The sequence below is a fragment of the Aeromonas simiae genome (assembly GCF_000820125.1).
GTDB lineage: Bacteria > Pseudomonadota > Gammaproteobacteria > Enterobacterales > Aeromonadaceae > Aeromonas > Aeromonas simiae.
Genome location: NZ_CDBY01000083.1, coordinates 1 through 1,364 on the forward strand (window position 1 = coordinate 1; position 1,364 = coordinate 1,364).

The 1,364-nt window shown below is 66.3% G+C and carries 1 protein-coding gene; it reads left to right on the forward strand.

Translation table 11 applies throughout. From position 1 onward, the window contains the following. The coding region (locus tag BN1134_RS16710; protein ID WP_042048611.1) for a putative 2-aminoethylphosphonate ABC transporter permease subunit at positions 1-1,364 on the forward strand (1,364 nt) is incomplete at both ends.

The window sequence follows — 1,364 nt, forward strand, 5'->3', positions numbered from 1 at the left end:
GGCTCGGCGGGATCATCACGGTGTTGGTGGTCACTATCGCCTTTGGCTATGCCTACGCCCTGACGCGCACCTGCATGCCGGCCAAGGGGCTGTTTCGCCTGATCGGTCTTATCCCGATCCTGATGCCCTCCCTGCTGCCCGCCATCAGCCTGGTCTACTGGTTCGGCAATCAGGGGATGGCGCGGGATCTGCTGGGTGGGCAGAGCATCTACGGGCCGCTTGGCATCGTGATAGGTCTGGGCTTTTGGTGCTTTCCCCACGCCCTGATGATCCTGGTGACCGCCCTCGGTCACAGCGATGCCCGCCTCTATGAGGCAGCGCGGGTGCTCGGCACCTCCCCCTTGCGCACCTTCATCACCGTCACCCTGCCGGGGGCCCGCTACGGCCTGCTGGGCGCCGCCATCGCGGTGTTCACCCTGGCCATCTGTGACTTCGGGGTTGCCAAGGTGATCGGGGGCCAGTTCAACGTGCTGGCCACCGACATCTATCGTCAGGTGATCGGGATGCAAAACTTCTCGCTGGGGGCCGTGGCCAGCCTGCTATTGCTGCTGCCGGCCCTGCTGAGCTTCCTGCTTGAGCACCGGGTGCGCCGGCGCATGCAGGAGCAGGTGAGTGCCCGCTCCGTCCCCTACCAACCTGCGCCGCACCGGGTCCGCGACACCCTGGCGCTGCTCTGGTGCTCGCTGTGGGCGCTGGCCTTTCTCGCCCTGCTCGGCATGGCGGTCTACGGCTCGCTGGTGCAGTTCTGGCCCTACAACCTGACGCTCAGCCTCGACCACTACCGCTTCGATGCCAACAGCGTCTATGGCTGGCTCCCGTTTGCCAACACCCTCAAGCTCGGCGCCCTCACGGCGCTGACCGGCACCGGCCTTATCGTGCTGCTCGCCTGGGCCCAGGAGAAGGGGCGCCACTTCGCCCCGCTGCGCCAGCTGTTCCACCTGCTGGCCATGCTGTCGCTGGCGGTGCCCGGCATGGTGCTTGGGCTTGGCTACATCTTCTTTTTCAACCAGCCAGGCAACCCCCTCTCGGCGCTCTATGGCACCCTGATCCTGCTGGTGCTCTCCTGCGTGGTGCACTACTACACGGTGGGCCACATGACGGCGCTCACCGCCCTCAAGCAGCTGCCGCGCGAGCTGGAGCTGGTGGCCCTCTCCTTGCGCATCCCGCTGCGCCGGGCCTTCTTGAAGATCACCCTGCCGGCCATGCTACCCGCCTTGCTCGAGATCGTCGTCTACCTGTTCGTCAACGCCATGACCACCACCTCGGCGGTGATCTTCCTCTACTCGAGCGACAGCGTGCTGGCCGCCGTCGCCGTGCTCAACATGGAGGACTCGGGCAACACGGCGGCGGCCGCCGCCATGGCG